Raw genomic sequence first — 17,293 nt, 5'->3', positions numbered from 1 at the left:
TTATTGTTTAATCCGACCTTTGTTTAGGACTGATATGAAGATCTTCTTCTCATATTTATTAAATCCCATAATCCAAAAAACTATGAAATATATTATTGTGAATAGAATACCAAACATCAAAATTGAAATATACGATGTCAAACTAAACAGGGATAAAGCTAAGAATCCTAAACCAAATGTTATACTAGTTGGAACTACTAATTTTAATATGTTCATCCAAAAGTATTTTATATCTAGCTTTATAACAAATTTATAATAGATATTGTTTGCCACGGCATTTATGATCATACCTATTGCTGTACCAATTGCACATCCAAGTCCTTGATATTTTTGAACTAGTACTATTGATAAAAGTATATTTATGACAGCAATAGATAAGTATATGTATGCCTTCACTCTATGTTTATTCATCGCTTCTAGCATTGTCGCAAAAAGTGATTGGATAATTGAAAATATTTGAGGAAACATTAGTATTATTGCAATGACATAACAGAATGAATACCCCTCGCCAACCCAACGCACAATAAATTGTTTCCCTACTAAAACAAAACCTACAAAAATATAACTACATATGTAATATTGAATTCTGCCTATTTTTGTTAATAATCTCATTAGATCATTTCTATTTTCCTCGACTGTTACCATCTTTGTAAGCTTTGGCAAAAACATACTTGATAAAACATTAGACAATGATAAAAAATATGTATTAAATTGTGATGAAACTGCGTATATAGCAATTGGTGCTGCTCCAACAAAAATTGCCAGTATTAGTTGATCTGAATTCCAATATATTTGATATGCTATTGCACTAAGGAACACGAAAAATGAGTAATTAAATATCTCGGCAAATAGTGCTTTATCAAATCCTGCAAATTTTATTTTTAATTTTAATATCTTAAAGCAATACATAACATTAACTAGGCCCAGCAAGATATTAAAAACCGTTGATCCTACAACCATTCCAAACGCTCTAGACCCAAATAACAATACAGTTATCATAATGGCAGGGTTCAAAATTGTTCTTAATAGATTGATTATTTTTATGTACACAAATTTTTCATGTGCCGTTATTATTGAATTAAATATACTTAAAGGAAATGATAATGATATGTTAACTATAGCAACCATAAACATTTGCTTTGTTCTATTGATTTCATCAAGACTTAAACTTTTACTCATGATTTTTCCTAAGTTGAAATAAATTATTACTCCGACGATCATGGATATCAAACCCAAAATCAGATACAATGATAAAAACATTCCGTTTACTTTTTTTCGTCCATCTTCATTTTTCTCTACCATATATTTAGAATTATATCTAATAACGGCATTTCCAAATCCTAAATCTAGAAGATAAATATAAGCTACTATTGAATTTACTAAAGAGAATAATCCATATTCAGCTTTTCCAAGTTTGGTTAACATAAACGGTGTGTACACCAATGAAATTACATTTCCAATTATTATAGTTATATATGTTATAATTACTGCTTTTTTCATACCGTTTTTCAAATCTTACCTTCACCTCTGCTTCATTACTTCTAATATTTTTTCATAATTTTTCATAGCAAATGAATTATCATACTCTTTAATTTCGATCCCTTTAAGTTCCTTTATTAAACAAGGAATCTCCTCTACATCATTTACAAATTTGATATAATTCAAATCCTTAAGCCACGCGTAAGTATCTTTAACTTTGTGATTGTAATTTGCGATAACAATACAAGGTGTCGATGTAATTGCACAAAACACCAATCCATGTAACCTATCAGTGATAACTACTTCGACTTCTTTAAACTGTTTCCATTTTGCTTTCAATCTTTTCTCTCTTTGATTTAGATTAATCATATATTGCAAAATTTTATCTTCATGCGTCGTAAATACATCTACAGTATCTGTAATAATTATCTTATCAAAATTGCTTTGAGCCTCGCTTCTAATATTATCCTTTTGCTGTGAAGTTAAGAGACCTTCTTTATCTTGTCTAAGACTTAATAAAACACCTTTTCGCTCAAGTTTTGGATAAGTCTCATTTAAATATAAAACAATATCTGGAGTTAAAATTACCTTACTATTTACAAATGTTTCTTTCATTATGTTATAAGATGTTTCTTCTCTTGCAACCATAATCAAATTTTTATGTTCATTATAGATTGTTTTAGTTTTACTAAGTTCTGTTTTACCAATAACAGTTTCTTTAAAATATATCGATTGCGGGAATAAAATAATCTTATTTTCTTTAAATTCAGAAATTATTTTCCGTCTTCCTTCTTCTTCCCATATATATTCATCGCCTAAGTTTCCGCCACCTTGTAAAGCGAAAATATCATCCTTTTTAACATTCTTTTTTAAATTTTTTATATGCTTAATTATATCCGCTGTAACTATTTCTATAATTATAAAATCCTTAAAATTATCCTTTAATATTTTCTCTTCTGCATATGCAATAGCATGATCGCCCAAATTACCATGATTTGGTGTCCCTATGATAAAGATTCGTTTTTGATCCACCTTTGTTTCATATAAATATTTTGTTTCTTTATATCCTTTACCTTTTAACTTAAGATATTTTATTTTATTTAAAACTCTTGGTGAAAGGATTGGTTTTAATAAATTTATGATTTTCGTCTTATTTACCTTATGCCTTGGGTAAATGGTAGTATATAAATTAGGGTAACTCGCTATAAACATTAAGGACAGTTTCTGTTTTATTCCCATTTGATCGCTATTTCTTAGGATAGAATAGTTTTGTTTTAATTTATCTATAATTTCATTTATTTGAATAACATAATCATCCGTGCCGTAATCAAGTAACAACATATCATTTAAACAAAAATGCAATCTATTAAATAACTGCTTATCACACATGTCCCCAAGTAGTGGTTCTAAGCTTTTTATATATTCTAAACACTTGATATTAGCTAGGCAATAATCATATCTTTTACTAGCAGTGTTGCTACCACAGATACTATCGTCCCTTAGTAAATAATAATATTTTGGACTTTTTATATCCACAATTTTATTCGATTTTGAAAACAATTTATATGTAGTAAATATATCCTCATAATACTTACCCTCTGGATATCTAACATCATCAAATAATTCTTTCTTATAAAGCTTGTCCCATGCAAAGTTTTTCATGCCGCTATATTCATCAAGAACTAGTTCTGACAATGCTTCACGTCTTGTAAATACTTGGGCCTTTTCACTATCTGAGATTGTTGTTATTCTATCTGCCTCTACAATATATCTACCGCAAACTGAAATGTCAGCCTTATGAGAAGTCAAAGCATTATATAATGATTCATACATATCGCTTTCTATCCAATCATCACTATCAATAAATCCTAAATAGTCACCACTTGCAATATCTATTCCAGCATTTCTTGCAGAACTTAATCCGCCATTTTTTTTATGTATTACTTTTATCCTTTTATCTTTTGACCTATACTCATCGCAAATGTCTCCACAATTATCGGGTGATCCATCATCAACAAGTATAATTTCAAGATTTTTATATGATTGCCCTAATATACTATCAACACAGTTTTTTATATAAACCTCGACATTGTAAATTGGTACTATAATTGAAATCAAGGGGTTGTTCATTAAATCATCTCCTTCTCTTTAGTAAAACCCTGACAAAACCCTGGGGACGGTTAACAACTAATTGACCTTTAACCTTAAGGAAAACCCTGGGCAAATCCTTGGGGACAGTTAACAACTAATTGGCATTTGACCTCGAATGAAAAATGAAATACTAACGACATAAAATATCGTTAGAATCTCACATTTGTAGCTTTTAGTCCTTGTGATTTTTTATCTTTTTCTGAAAGTAGTACTTCCTCTATACCAGCTAGTGGCCACTCCACTGCTATGTCCGAATCATTCCAGGTTATTGAACCTTCAAATTCAGGATGATATAAATTAGTACATTTATATACGAAAGTTGCCTCATTTGATGTTACAAGGAATCCATGAGCAAACCCTTCTGGTACATAAAACTGCCTTCTATTCTCTCCGCTCAGCATTACACCAAACCATTTACCATATGTCTCGGAGCCTGCCCGCAAATCCACAGCTACATCAAACACTTCACCGCTTAGAACTCTCACAAGTTTTCCTTGAGAATACTCCCTTTGAAAATGTAATCCCCTAAGTACTCCCTTTTTAGATTTAGATTCATTATCTTGAACAAATACCATATCGAGTCCTGCTTCTTTAAACTCATCATAGTTATATGTCTCCATAAAATATCCTCTGTTATCTCCAAAAACTGTAGGTTCTATTATATATAAATCTTTTATTTCCGTATTTATAAACTTAAATTTTCCCATTATATTTCTTGTACTCCTTTATACATCTTTTTGTAATATTTTTGGTATTCTCCAGTCGTAACATTTTCCATCCATTTTTTATTATCAAGATACCACTGAATTGTCTTTTTTATGCCTACTTCAAAGGTAGTTTCAGGATACCATCCTAGTTCGTCCTTTATTTTGGTCGGATCTATTCCATATCTTCTATCGTGACCTAATCTATCTTCAACATGTTTAATCAAATCCCGTGTTACTGCCTTATCTACATTTTCACTTAAATAAGAAATAATACTATTGACTATTAATATGTTTGTTTTCTCATTATGTCCACCAATATTATAAACCTCTCCAAGGCGTCCACTCTCTATTACCATATCTATTGCTTTGCAATGATCTTCTACATATAACCAGTCCCTAATATTTAAGCCATCTCCATATACCGGCAAATCTTCGTGGTTTAAACAATTATTTATTAAGAGAGGTATAAGTTTCTCTGGAAATTGGTATGCCCCATAATTATTTGAACATCTAGTTATGTTTATTGGCATTTTATAAGTATCTGAATATGCCTTTACCATTAAATCACTAGCAGCTTTTGATGAAGCATATGGACTATGTGAATCTATAGGAGTTGTTTCTACAAAATACCCAGTATCACCAAGAGAACCATATACCTCATCTGTTGAAACCTGAAGAAATTTTGCACCATTCTTAAAACCATTTTGGGTTTCCCATGCAATTTTTGCATTGTTTAGAAGGTTTACTGTTCCAAGTACATTTGTTTGAACAAATATCTCAGGGTCTTTTATACTTCTATCCACATGTGATTCTGCTGCAAAGTTAACAACATAATCAAAATCATACCTCTTAAATAAGTCCCCTACTAATTCCTTATTACATACGTCACCTTGAACAAAAGTATAATTTGTTCTGCCTTCGACCTCTTTAAGATTTTCCAAATTTCCTGCATAAGTTAGCTTATCTAAATTTACTATTTTAATATCCTCTGAATATTTTTTTAACATATAATGAACGAAATTTGATCCTATAAATCCTGCTCCACCTGTTACTAAGTAAGTTTTCATATTATTTTCCTCCAAATTTTATCCTTGTTATATATTATTATTTTATTTGCTCAATATTAGCTAATTCTTTTAATGCCGCTATATTTGTTTTTTTATATTCCATAGCAATATCCATTAAATAATTTCCATATCCAGTTTTTAAAAGCGGTTTTGCTAGCGCTTTTAGTTTTTTCATAGTTATCCAACCTTTTCTATAAGAAATTTCTTCTAGGCAAGATATATATGTTCCTTGAGTACTCTGAACTGCTTCTACAAAATTTGAAGCCTTAAGCATTGAGGCATGTGTTCCTGTATCAAGCCAAGCAAGGCCTCGTCCAAGTAAGTTTACCTTAAGCTTTTGATCCTCCATATACATTCTATTTAAATCGGTAATTTCAAGTTCTCCTCGTACCGATGGTTTTAATCTTTTAACTTTTTCTACAACCGTATTATCATAAAAATATAGTCCCGGAATAGCATATTTAGATTTGGGATTTTCAGGTTTCTCTTCAAGTGAAAGTACATTTCCATCTTCATCAAACTCAACAACTCCAAATGAAGTTGGATCATTAACATAATATCCAAAAATGATAGCACCCTCATCAAGAGTCGCAGCCTTATTAAGACTTTGAGAAAAACTCTGTCCCCAAAATATATTATCCCCGAGAATCATAGCTACTTTATCATCACCGATGAAGTCTTCTCCGATTATAAATGCTTCAGCTAGTCCATTAGGCTCTTCTTGAACTGCATACTCTATTTTAAGACCCAATTTACTGCCATCATTAAATAACTCCTTAAAACCAGGTAAATCCCTTGGCGTCGAAATTATAAGTATTTCTCTTATCCCAGCAAGCATTAAAACGGATAAGGGGTAATAAATCATTGGTTTATCATATATTGGCACCATTTGTTTTGATACTGCTTGTGTAACAGGGTAAAGCCTTGTACCCGATCCCCCAGCTAATATAATACCTTTCATAATTATATTCCCTCCTCTTTTAGTTTATTAAGTTCAAAAACACTCCTTAATTTTAAAAACTCTAAACTTATAATTTAGAGTTAACCTTACCTTGCACCCTCATCTCCAAACAAAACTCCTACTGTCTTAAATATAAGGATTATATCTATCCATGTGTTTCTTTCTTCTATGTATTCAACGTCCATTTCCATCCACTCTTCAAAACTAATATCACTTCTACCTCTAACTTGCCAATAACAAGTTAAGCCTGGTTTTGCAATTAACCTTCGTTTTTGAAAAGATGTAAACTGTACTACTTCTTTGGGCAAACTCGGTCTTGGTCCAACCAATGACATTTCCCCTTTTAATATATTAAAAAGTTGTGGAAGTTCATCTATACTTGTTCTACGTACAAACTTACCAACCTTGGTTATTCTAGGATCATCTTTCATCTTAAACATAGGTCCTGACATCTCGTTTTCATTTTTAAGTTTCCCTAAAAGACATTCTGCATCAGAACACATAGACCTAAATTTATACATCATAAATTTTTTTCCATCTCGCCCAACTCTGCTTTGAGCAAAGAATACAGGCCCCTTTGAATCAATCTTAATCCATATAGCAACAATAATCATCACCGGACTTATTAATATAACTCCGCTTAAAGATCCAATAACGTCAATTATTCTTTTTATTATAAAATATCCTAGGCTTTTCTTGTATTCGCAAGTTTCATCTACCTCTGTAACTTCTGAACTTCTTTGTGGTTGTTGCATCTATTCATCCCCCTTTTTATAGAATATTAAACTTTCCATAACGTACCCGATTTAGCATTGCTATTACTTATGACTTTTCACTCATTACTTCTTCATACAAAGCATTAAATTTATCATTGTTTTTTAAACTCTGAAGATATCTCATAAAGGGAACTTTTAAAGCATCTCTTTTTAAAGCGAATTCAACTGTAGCTTCTAGAAAACCTAATTTATCTCCTACATCATATCTACGTCCTTCAAATACATATGCATACATATCTTGCTTAGATATTAATGTCTTTAGAGCATCAGTTAACTGAATTTCTCCACCCTTACCAGGTAACGTATTATCTAATATATCAAATATATCCGGTGTTATTATGTATCTGCCAAGTATAGCTACATTAGATGGCGCAACATCTACTCCAGGTTTTTCAACAAGATCATTTACTTTGTACACCCTATCAGTAATTTGAACTCCATCAACTATTCCATATTTATCTACATTTTTCTTTTCTACCTTTTGTACTCCTAAAATCGATCTATTTTTTTCTTCAAAGCAATCCATAAGTTGTTTTAAACATGGTGTTTTAGCATCAACTATATCATCACCAAGCATTACAGCAAAAGGTTCATTGCCTACAAATGCTCTTGCACAATTTATAGCATGTCCAAGTCCTTTTGGTTCTTTTTGTCTTATAAAATGTATATCCACCAAATTTGATATCTCTCTAACCTGTTTAAGAAGGCCATCTTTATGTTTATTTTCAAGTTCAAGCTCTAGTTCTACCGATTTATCAAAGTGATCCTCAATAGACTTTTTGTTTCTTCCTGTAATAATTAATATTTCTTCTATTCCTGACGCAACTGCTTCCTCAATAATATATTGCATTGTAGGCTTATCAACTATAGGTAACATTTCTTTAGGTAATGCCTTCGTTGCTGGCAAAAACCTTGTTCCAAGTCCTGCTGCTGGTATAATAGCTTTTCTTACTTTCATTTAAATTTCTCCTTTGTTTTGTAAATTATTTTGTAATCATACTTATATTTTCCTTAATTATTTACATTTTTAAAACTATTTTGAATTTTTATACTTAATTTAATAAAATGTAATTTTATCTCAATTCATTTTTGAAAATAAAAATCCATCCAAAATATAAACATGACCAATTTATCCTTATACGTTTATCAAATTAATGTTACATTACATTATATTTTCTAACCTTATATGTGATAATCAATGGTCATCATATATATTTATCTCTGTAATTAATATTTCAATCAAATAAAAAATTGTCTTAATCACTGAATTGATTATATCATAATACTACAAAATGTGTGTTAATTTTTTATTAAGTTTGTGAATATTCGACATAAATCTTTCTTTTTATTTAGTCTTAAATATTTATCTTCCCACATATATCAATTTAACTCAAATTAATGCAATAAATAAAGTTAATATTATTTATACCTTAAGACCACTCTGGCATGTTCTAAGTATTATGTTCTCATAATGAACAGCTTGATTTTCATAAAAAAAAGATCAGAAGCATTTCTACTTCTGATCTTGATTATTTCTCTTTGCAGCTCATATAATAAGTATTAAATCTCCAAATAATATTGCAAACAAAATAATTTAATACTTTTTACACTTAGGTTTTTGTTTACCCTCTTTTTCAAATGCTAACATCGCATTAACTTCTCCACCCAATAATATTATTATAGAAGTTATATAAAGCCATAACATAAGCACTATAACTGCTCCTATTCCACCATATAGGATGGAGTAATTATTGAAATTATTTACATAATATGCGAAACCCAAAGAAGCCACAAGCCAACACAAAGTACTAATTACAGCTCCAGGAATTACCTCTTTCCAGGTTAATCTTCTACAAGGAGTAAAATGATATAACGCTGCAAAGGTAATTCCCATTCCTCCTACAGATACTAGATATCTTATGATATCCCAATTTAATATAAAATCACTTGATAGATTTAAACTATGTGCAATAGTTCTTCCTATCATTTGTCCAAATACCACCAATGCCACTGAAGCAACAATTGCAAAAGCAAGGCTTACCATAAATAATACAGATATAACTATAGTCTTCCAATAGGGTCTTGTTTCTTCCTCATCATAAGCTTTATTTAGCCCCTTAATTATAGCCCTAAAGCCACTAGAGCCCGACCAAACTATACCTACTATACTTAGTGACACTAAATGACTAGTAGTTGAACTAGAAGCATTTTTAATAGTAGTGTAAATTAAATTAACAGTACTCTCTGGCATTATTTGTTGTACATATATAAGAATATCTGTACTTTTTAAATCACTATAACTAATCATTGTAAGAAGCAACAATAAAAAAGGGAAAAATGATAAAAGTAAGTCATAAGCAAGCTGACCTGCCAAAGCAGTAATATCATCATCTATAATTCTACAGAAAAGTTCTTTTAATTTTTTAAACATATAGCACCCCTTCCTTTTGTTGTATTTTAAATAAATTCATCTACTATTTTAAGTATCATACGGTACTATTCTAGGTATCGCATGAAAGTTCGGCATGTATGTCGTTTGGATAGTCTATAATTCGTTAACAGACTCTAAGTTTATTCCATGTAAACCTAATTATATGCTATCTGTCCCTATCCTACATACTTTCACCTTCAATGCTTATAAATTATGTATATGATAGTATAAATTTTTCTGTTTCAAGTTCGTTTGCAAGGCACGCTAGAGATTTAGATACCTGTGCGCATTTTATCCTTACTCTGATATAATATGTATTATAAAGATATATTATTAGTAAAGATGCTTTAACCAATAAAAAGGAGGCATAATATGAAATTAGCACTAGCTCAATTAGATATTGCTTTTGAAGATAAGTCTACCAATAAAGAAACTACAAAGCAATTTATAAAACAGGCAGTTTCTGAAAATGTGGATATAATTTTCTTCCCAGAAATGACTTTAACAGGTTTTTCTATGAATCCTTCTTATATCGGAGAGGATAATAATGAAACTATTGAATTTTTTAAGGAAATGAGTACTAAATACAACCTCCCTATAGGTTTTGGATATGTAGAAGGCACATCACACGCCAAAAATAAATACAAAGTAGTGACACCTCAAGGCAATGAACTTGTGGATTACGCTAAAATTCATCCCTTCTCCTATGGAAATGAAACTGAATTTTATGAAAGTGGAAATGAAATAAAGCATTTTAATGCTTTTAATTTCAATATAACTCCTTTCATCTGCTACGATTTACGATTTCCAGAAATATTTCAGCTAGCATCAAAAACAGCTACCTTAATTACTATTGCAGCTAACTGGCCTATAGAGCGTCGAGAACATTGGATTACTTTGCTAAAAGCAAGAGCCATAGAAAATCAATGTTATATTGCTGGGATAAACCGAGTTGGTGAAAGTAATGGATTAACCTACAGTGGCGATTCTATGATTGTAGATCCACTAGGAAACGTAATAGGCAGCTTATATACTGATGAAGGTTTAGTTATAGCTGATATCAATCAAGATGATGTAATCGCAGTTCGAGAAAAATTCAGATTCAAAGATGATAGAAAAGAAATACTGTATTATACACTATATAATAAGTAACCTGTGAAGGTTCAGCATGTAGGTCATTTGGATAGTAAAGCATTCGTTAACAGAATCTAAGTTTATTCCATGTAAAACACGAAGCAGACCTATTCATAGCAGGTATACATTTTCTCCGAAGTGACTTGCAATATGAAACGCAGAAACAATTGAAATTTAATTTAGAAATGCTTAATTAAATTTCACGTTTCAAGTTCATTTGCAAGGCACATAGGAGAATAGTAATACTTTTCAGCATAAGAAACCTGTCATAAATTAACACTTTGAATTGAGATTAATGAAACCTCGCAGCTACGCCAAAGTTTGAATTTTCAGAATCTTACTGGAGCAACATAGTAGAATTTCTTATTGAAATTTGTTATTTTTAGTTTTAATTTAATACACAGCGGAGAAATTTTTCTGTTACTATTTTAATATATTTTCAGATAATTAAATATTTATCCACAAAATCAAGAAAGTTATCCTCTTTTAGTGGATAACTTTATATCTTTCTTCGATAAATAAACCATATTATGATAATAATACAATATTTATGAAATTATATTCAATTTTATAGAAAAGTTATCCACAGGCTTAAATTTATCTTACTAACCTTAGCCGTGTAATATTTTTCTTCTTTTCATTCATTATTACTTTAAGACTTACTTTTGTTTTGTAATATACAATAATTCAAATAATCCTATATTACGATGTCGCAACTCATTATAACCTCAAAACATTAAAAGTTCAAGGCGAAATTGTAAAAAATTTAACATACTTATAACACTACAGCTTTATGTAATTTTTTGTATTTTTTTACACTAATACCACCATAAAAAATTAATTAAATTACAATAATTATTAAAAACTATCTATTTATGAAATAGTTCAAAAAATAGTTTATGTGAAAATTAATTTTCAGATAATTAAAAATTCATCCACAATTCAAACAAAGTTATCCACCAAATGAGGATAACTTTGTCTAATAACATGTTCATAAACCCATTAACTGCCATAATAAATAACTTTTATTATATTTAATTGAATTATAAGGGTTAGTTATCCACATACTTAAATTTACATTTTAAAAAAATTAATATTACAAATTATATAAAGAATTATATTGACAACAAAAAAAGTTATATAATAATCTCAAGAATTCAATTGTTACTGGGTAAAAAACAATAATATAACCCCTATCATTGTGATAACTATTAATGTATATTCTATTATATTTACTGTTTTTGACTTTAATTTTTTACTGAATATTGAAAGTAAAATACACCCAATTAACGAAATTGCGATTGTATATACTGGTGCAAGTTCCATATCAAATTCCTTCTTTCTAATTTATAATTAGGACACACAAACTTTTTGATAAACTTATGTTTTCTTCAATTATTTTTATATAAGGTAAATTAGTAATTGTTTAAATAACTATTATGTCCATAAAAATAAATTATCTTTAATTGTTTTTCAAAAATAAAGCGTATTTACTCTCATATAAAACAATAGAAACAAAGGTACTATCCATATGAATAGTACCTTTGTTTCTATATACTTATAAATTGTTTTCCTGATGATAATACCTTTAGCTTAGTAGCTAAAATATTTATCGTTTTTCTAATGATGAAATAATCTTGTATTTGAACAAGCCATTGCTATATTATATTCATTACATGCTTTTACTACTATGTCATCTCTTATTGAACCGCCAGGTTGTACAATATATTCTACCCCACTTTGAAATGCTCTATCTATATTGTCTCTAAATGGAAAGAATGCATCTGAGCCTAAAGATACCCCTGATAAATTAGATATCCATGAGGCTTTTTCTTTCTTTGTTAACCTTTTAGGTATTTCATTAAGCACTTCGCCCCACTCCCTCATCTCTATAGGAGTAGTGTCGTCCCTAAGGTATTGATCTATAACATTATCTTTATTAGGTCTTGATATGCCATCTTTGAATGATAAATTAAGAACACTTGGATGCTGCCTTAAATACCATATATCAGCTTTCGACGCAGCCAGTCTTGTGCAATGTATTCTGGATTGCTGTCCTGCACCAACACCAATTACTTGACCATCTAAAACAAAACAAACAGAATTTGACTGAGTATATTTTAATGTGATCATTGAAATAAGTAAGTCTCGTTTTGCATCATCTGTAATATTTTTATTATTAGTTACTACATTATTAAGCATTTTCTGTTCTAATTTAATATTATTTCTTTTCTGCTCAAATGTTATACCATATATTTCTCTCTTTTCAATATCTTCAGGTTCATAATTTGGATCCATTTTAATAATGTTAAAATTCCCTTTTTTCTTTTTCATCAAAAGTTCCAGAGCTTCATCTGTATAGCTAGGAGCAATTACTCCATCTGATACAGATTGTTTTAAAATCATCGCTGTAGGTAAATCAACAACATCACTTATAGCTGCCCAATCACCAAATGATGACATTCTATCTGCACCTCTAGCTCTTGCATATGCAGAGGCAACAGGCGATAATTCTATGTTTTCAACAAAATATGCTTTTTTTAACACATCACTTAAAGGAATCCCCACTGCAGCACCCGCTGGACTTATATGTTTAAAAGATGCTGCTGCTGGTAATCCTATTGCTTGTTTTAATTCTTTCACCAATTGCCATGAATTAAATGCATCCATAAAATTAATATAACCTGGGTTTCCATTAAGGATTTCGAATGGTAGTTTCTTGTTTTTGATGTAAATTTTAGCTGAGCCTTGATGTGGATTACATCCATATTTAAGTATAACCTCTGAATTTGTCATAAACAAAACCTCCTATATAATTGAATAAAAAAAACCACCTGAATAAAATTTTATTTTACCCAGGCGGTCGATATTCTTCTTTAGTCATGCTCCCTATGGTAAACACCATTTCCGCCAGTTACATGATTAATTATTCATTTTTATTGAATTATACATTATATACATATTTGTGTCAAATCTAAAATTAACAATGTATATCAAAAATGACATGAAATTAATATGTTATATTAGTTATCCCTAATGTCTTTAAGATACCCTTCGCAATTGCCTTAGCTAATATATCTTGGTAGGAATCACTAGCTAATAATGCTTCCTCTGTTGGATTTGTTATAAATAATGTTTCTATAAGTATTTCAGCTGCATTGGTATTATACTCTCATGTTTAAACGAACTGGAACTCTCCCATAAACTATAATCAAAATTTAATTAGTTAGATTTGACTGCATAAGTAGGAACTTCTTTACTAATTTCTTTGTCATTAGTAAGGGTAAAAAAACTTATTACAGTGATTACCAAAACTATTGCACTTAAAAAATAATAAGTATCTTGAAATCCAATACTAGAATACATATTTCCAGCAATTGAAGAAAGTATTACAACTGCACCTTGCTTTGCAAAATTGAATCCTAACAAATAAACAGTGGCTGATAATCTAACATCAAACACATGTGTAATGTACTTCATAATAGATACTAATAACAATGGCATCTCAAAAGCAGCTATCAACCTAATTCCTGATAAAGCTATTGGATTTGCAAATGTAGCACTACCAAATATACGTATAAAAGTTAAGAGACCAAATAATAACAATCCCTTCTTAGCACCTATTTTATTTACTAAATAAGGTGCAAAAAGCATTAATATAGCTTCTAATCCAGTTTGAACATACACTAGTTTGCTAAAATAATTAGTTCCTTGTGCTTTAGTATCAAAAAAGCTTGAATAATAATTTGGAAACTGCTGATCAAATACATCATATACACAGGCTGTACCAATTATTATTAATGCTAGATACCAGAATTTTTTCGTTTTTAATATAGAAATAACTGACTCCATGTTAAGGCTACTTTGCTTACTATCCTCTTGGACACTTTGTGTTCCAGTTCCGCTAACCTTAGCTTTAATTAATAAAAGACAAAGACAAACTCCAGATAATGATGCTGCCCAGAAAATGCTTCCAGGGCTTTTAATATATAAAATTCCACCTAGAAATGAGGCTGTCGCTCCTGCAATAGATCCAAATAGTCTTGCATGACCATATTCAAAATTATTTGTTCTACTTACTTTTTCAATATACGCCTCTACCACACCAACACCTGCATAAAAACATGCGCTTAAATATATACTACCAATTATTGCACCAAAGTATATATTCATATGTAATAATGGTATGTATGCATAATTAAAAAAAGGTCCCATAAATACTAAAAGAATAGCAATTATTGCAAATAAATTTTTTTTGAAGCCTAATTTATCTTGCATAAATCCAAAGAATGGTTGGTAGCATAATGCAAGTAAAGACATAGATGAGAAAACAAACCCAGATTGACCTGCGTTAAGATGCGCTACATCTTTGAGCCATAAAGGTAAAAATGTTAAAACCATTGCCCAAACGAAAAAGTAAAAGAAAAATAATCCGCCAAAATCCCAGAAGTCTTTTTTTAAAGCTTTCATAATAGTATTCCCCCATCATTTTAATTTTTTATCTATACTTACTATATAAAATATTCATCTCTAATAGGAATACCAAAATCAGGCGTTCCATCTTCTCTCCAGTTAATAACTTGTGCCCTTGTGTGTCTGCTTGGATCGTTTAGTGCATCATCTTTAATTTCAGTATGATTTCTTGAATGATAAACTAGGATATCTTGTTTCCCATCTTCTGAGATGGTAAAACTATTGTGACCAGGTCCATATTGATGGTTTTCATCAGATGTTTTAAAGACAGGTTTTTGTAATTTTTCCCATGATGTAATCTCTAATAAATTACTGCCCTCTTTTGCCATAATCATTCCAATACAATAGTTTTCATCTGTAGCACTAACTGAAAAAGTTAAAAATACTCTTCCATTTCTTATTAATACTGCCGGCCCTTCATTAACCCAAAATCCAATTGTTTCCCAATTTAATTCTGGTTTAGTTAACATCACTGGTTTAGTCTTAAGTGTCCATGGATTTTCCATTTCAGCAATATATATGTTTGAATGTCCCCTTACATCAAAATCTTGCTGAGCCCACACAAAATATAATTTACCATTGTTCTCAAAAGTTGTTGCATCTAAAGCGAATGATTCCCAACCAGTCTTAATCTGTCCTTTTTCAATCCAATTGCTTGTCATTGGATCTTCATTATCATTTTCGATTACAAATATACGATGATTAAATGTGTCATCTACTATTTTATCATCCGGAGCTGCTGCAAAATATATGTACCATTTACCATTAGTATAATGAATTTCAGGTGCCCATATTAAATGACTCATTGGTCCTGAAACATGTTTTTCCCAAACAGATATAGCTTTTGCTTTACTAATTCCATTTATTGTTTTTGATTTTCTAATTTCAATACGATTAAATTTAGGAACTGACGCCGTAAAATAATAATATCCATCAATGTGTTTGTATATTAATGGATCTGCTCTTTGCATGACAATAGGATTTTTTAAAACTTCTGCTAACATAAGAAATCTCCTTTTTCTTCATAATATTATATATTGAAAGCGGTTACAACGTTATTGTAATATTTGTACGCATAAATGTCAATACATTTATATATATATTATGAATATAAATCATTATAAGGTCTTTTATGGATGTAATTTATACTTTTAGCATTTAATTATAATATTTATTGGTATAACTTAAACAGTTTATTATAATTTGTACCTATAAAAACCTAAAACATATTTGTATAATAAACATATTGGAAATGTTGTTGGTATATTATATAATTTAACAGACAAAAAAACGAGGCACATACTGAATATTAATTTCAGTATGTGCCTCATTTTAAAATGCCCTATAAATATATTTAAAAAATATAAATATCTGAACTATAAGTATTGCCGGTATTCCTATTACAAACTTATTATGCTTAGTTTTATGCCTAAATAATCGCATACCTAAAAATATACCCAAAGCACCATAAGCAAAAGCTATAGTGAAAAGTGTTTTCTCTGGGGTTCTCCATTTTCCCTTTCTTGATTTGTTCTTATCCGAATACATTACAAAAATCCCGTACAAATTAATAGCTAAAACATAATATAAAAATATCTTCATTTGTTTTCCTCCGTTTTAATAATAATTAAAATTATTCATCTTATTGTGACAATTCTTTTTCTTTGTTGGTTATCCTTAAGTCATTATATATAAATATAACAGTAATAATGCATCCTACTATAGCTGCTCCATTACTGAAGACTCTATTATCTATAAAACCCTCTAAAAGCGGCATACCTACAAAAAAATAAATCATAATTAAAGGATATACTACTTTTCTCAGTTTCCCAGTTGATATAAATTCTGACATACTAACAATAAATAAAAGTATTATCGATATTCTTATCATCACTATCGGTAATTCAAATTTCATAAGTATCATCGTACACCCAGCTATACCAATAATAAATGAAAGTTTTGTTAATAGCATTGTTATTGATTTCAATTTCACAAATATCATCTCCAACATAAAGTATTATTAAATATATATGTTGGGATAATTAATGTATTCCTAAATTTCAACAACATTCCTAACCATACCATCGCTGAAAAGACATTAAATACGCCGAATG

Annotated in this window: 15 protein-coding genes, 1 pseudogene and 1 riboswitch; of the genes and pseudogenes, 1 reads left to right on the top strand and 15 read right to left on the bottom strand. The window is 29.8% G+C overall.

Features of this window, described 5'->3' with window-relative positions:
• The 8 genes from KPL54_RS00220 to KPL54_RS00185 form a co-directional block, all read right to left on the bottom strand.
• Positions 1-1,512, bottom strand: a complete 1,512-nt coding sequence (locus tag KPL54_RS00220) for an oligosaccharide flippase family protein (RefSeq protein ID WP_253203286.1) — start codon at positions 1,510-1,512, stop codon at positions 1-3.
• A 9-nt stretch (positions 1,513-1,521) separates the two neighbouring features.
• Entirely contained in the window at positions 1,522-3,609 is a 2,088-nt protein-coding gene (locus tag KPL54_RS00215; RefSeq protein ID WP_216103689.1) for a glycosyltransferase, read from the bottom strand.
• A 170-nt stretch (positions 3,610-3,779) separates the two neighbouring features.
• A complete protein-coding gene (rfbC, locus tag KPL54_RS00210) occupies positions 3,780-4,337 on the bottom strand; it encodes a dTDP-4-dehydrorhamnose 3,5-epimerase (RefSeq protein ID WP_216103688.1) in 558 nt (185 codons plus the stop codon).
• A complete protein-coding gene (gene rfbB / locus KPL54_RS00205; RefSeq protein ID WP_216103687.1) occupies positions 4,337-5,404 on the bottom strand; it encodes a dTDP-glucose 4,6-dehydratase in 1,068 nt (355 codons plus the stop codon). The genes rfbC and rfbB overlap by 1 nt, the downstream gene beginning before the upstream one ends.
• Positions 5,405-5,441: 37 nt before the next feature.
• Entirely contained in the window at positions 5,442-6,365 is a 924-nt protein-coding gene (rfbA, locus tag KPL54_RS00200) for a glucose-1-phosphate thymidylyltransferase RfbA (protein WP_216103686.1), read from the bottom strand.
• An 86-nt stretch (positions 6,366-6,451) separates the two neighbouring features.
• Complete coding sequence (locus tag KPL54_RS00195) at positions 6,452-7,120, bottom strand: sugar transferase (RefSeq protein ID WP_216103685.1); 669 nt, start codon at positions 7,118-7,120, stop codon at positions 6,452-6,454.
• Between the two features lie 67 nt (positions 7,121-7,187).
• Positions 7,188-8,099, bottom strand: a complete 912-nt coding sequence (gene galU / locus KPL54_RS00190) for a UTP--glucose-1-phosphate uridylyltransferase GalU (RefSeq protein WP_216103684.1) — start codon at positions 8,097-8,099, stop codon at positions 7,188-7,190.
• A 636-nt stretch (positions 8,100-8,735) separates the two neighbouring features.
• Positions 8,736-9,572 (bottom strand): YihY/virulence factor BrkB family protein, encoded by an 837-nt coding sequence (locus KPL54_RS00185; RefSeq protein ID WP_216103683.1) that lies wholly within the window; start codon positions 9,570-9,572, stop codon positions 8,736-8,738.
• A 372-nt stretch (positions 9,573-9,944) separates the two neighbouring features.
• Here KPL54_RS00185 and KPL54_RS00180 point away from each other — a divergent pair, with 372 nt between their 5' ends.
• Complete coding sequence (locus KPL54_RS00180) at positions 9,945-10,724, top strand: nitrilase-related carbon-nitrogen hydrolase (RefSeq protein WP_216103682.1); 780 nt, start codon at positions 9,945-9,947, stop codon at positions 10,722-10,724.
• 1,146 nt (positions 10,725-11,870) lie between these two features.
• On the opposite strand, the gene KPL54_RS00175 is transcribed toward KPL54_RS00180, so the two are convergent.
• The 7 genes and pseudogenes from KPL54_RS00175 to KPL54_RS00145 form a co-directional block, all read right to left on the bottom strand.
• Positions 11,871-12,032 (bottom strand): hypothetical protein, encoded by a 162-nt coding sequence (locus tag KPL54_RS00175; RefSeq protein WP_216103681.1) that lies wholly within the window; start codon positions 12,030-12,032, stop codon positions 11,871-11,873.
• 294 nt (positions 12,033-12,326) lie between these two features.
• Positions 12,327-13,502 (bottom strand): phosphoribosylaminoimidazolecarboxamide formyltransferase, encoded by a 1,176-nt coding sequence (locus KPL54_RS00170; RefSeq protein WP_216103680.1) that lies wholly within the window; start codon positions 13,500-13,502, stop codon positions 12,327-12,329.
• A 50-nt stretch (positions 13,503-13,552) separates the two neighbouring features.
• A riboswitch (ZMP/ZTP riboswitch) is annotated at positions 13,553-13,634 on the bottom strand.
• 82 nt (positions 13,635-13,716) lie between these two features.
• Positions 13,717-13,860: pseudogene (locus KPL54_RS26810) on the bottom strand (N-acetylmuramoyl-L-alanine amidase); the annotation flags it as partial.
• Positions 13,861-13,928: 68 nt separating this feature from the next.
• Positions 13,929-15,176 (bottom strand): oligosaccharide MFS transporter, encoded by a 1,248-nt coding sequence (locus KPL54_RS00160; protein ID WP_216103679.1) that lies wholly within the window; start codon positions 15,174-15,176, stop codon positions 13,929-13,931.
• A 41-nt stretch (positions 15,177-15,217) separates the two neighbouring features.
• Positions 15,218-16,183, bottom strand: a complete 966-nt coding sequence (locus tag KPL54_RS00155) for a glycoside hydrolase family 43 protein (RefSeq protein WP_216103678.1) — start codon at positions 16,181-16,183, stop codon at positions 15,218-15,220.
• Positions 16,184-16,511: 328 nt separating this feature from the next.
• On the bottom strand, positions 16,512-16,781 hold the full coding sequence (locus KPL54_RS00150) for a DUF1294 domain-containing protein (protein WP_216103677.1): 270 nt from the start codon (positions 16,779-16,781) through the stop codon (positions 16,512-16,514).
• A gap of 40 nt (positions 16,782-16,821) precedes the next feature.
• Positions 16,822-17,172, bottom strand: a complete 351-nt coding sequence (locus tag KPL54_RS00145; RefSeq protein ID WP_375372968.1) for a hypothetical protein — start codon at positions 17,170-17,172, stop codon at positions 16,822-16,824.
• Positions 17,173-17,293 lie beyond the last annotated feature (121 nt).

This window comes from Clostridium estertheticum (assembly GCF_018861295.1).
GTDB classification, from domain to species: Bacteria; Bacillota; Clostridia; order Clostridiales; family Clostridiaceae; genus Clostridium_AD; species Clostridium_AD estertheticum_D.
This window is presented reverse-complemented; position numbering and strand designations above follow the sequence as displayed.